Here is a 549-nt window from a genome sequence, read left to right as displayed (position 1 = left end):
TCGATCGTCGCGGGCGTGCCGAGCATGCCGATCTTCACGACCGACGGCTCGTGCGCGACCGTCGCCGCCTCGAACTGGTCGGCGATCACCTGCGGGTCGACCGGGACGAACCGGTGACCCCAGTCGTTCTTCGGGTCGAACGAGACGATGCACGTCAGCGTGCCGACGCCGTACGCGCCCAGCTCCTGGAACGTCTTGAGGTCGGCCTGGATGCCGGCACCGCCGGTCGCCTCCGACCCGGCGATGACGTAGGCGAGCGGGGGCGTGTGCGCGTCGTGGTGGGACATGGTGCTCCTCGGCACGAGTAGGACGGACTGTCCCGTCCTCCCGGTCGTGCCGGGAGAGGCGGGCGGACGAGCCGGTCTGTACGCCGGGTTCTGTTCCCGCGCGAGGTCGCCCTCGCGCGGGCGACGGTCATCCATCTAGGCCCTGCGTCGCCGCAGGGCTCGAGCGGTCTACCCGACTGTGCTTCTCCGGAGAGAATCGGGCGGGCAGCCCTCAGACACAGTCTGCCCGACCTTGCTCCGGGTGGGGTTTCCCGACCCGGAC

The 549-nt window shown here is 70.5% G+C and carries 1 protein-coding gene; it reads right to left on the bottom strand.

All coding sequences use genetic code 11. The features are described 5' to 3' along the window. Positions 1 to 287 (bottom strand): bifunctional hydroxymethylpyrimidine kinase/phosphomethylpyrimidine kinase (locus G3I78_RS47335; protein ID WP_203616502.1); only part of this gene is annotated, 287 nt, incomplete at its 3' end. Positions 288 to 549 lie beyond the last annotated feature (262 nt).

This window comes from Streptomyces sp. SID13726 (assembly GCF_010548375.1).
Taxonomy (GTDB): Bacteria; Actinomycetota; Actinomycetes; order Streptomycetales; family Streptomycetaceae; genus Streptomyces.
Note: the sequence above shows the minus strand (reverse complement) of the source record. Positions and strands in the feature narration are given on the sequence as shown.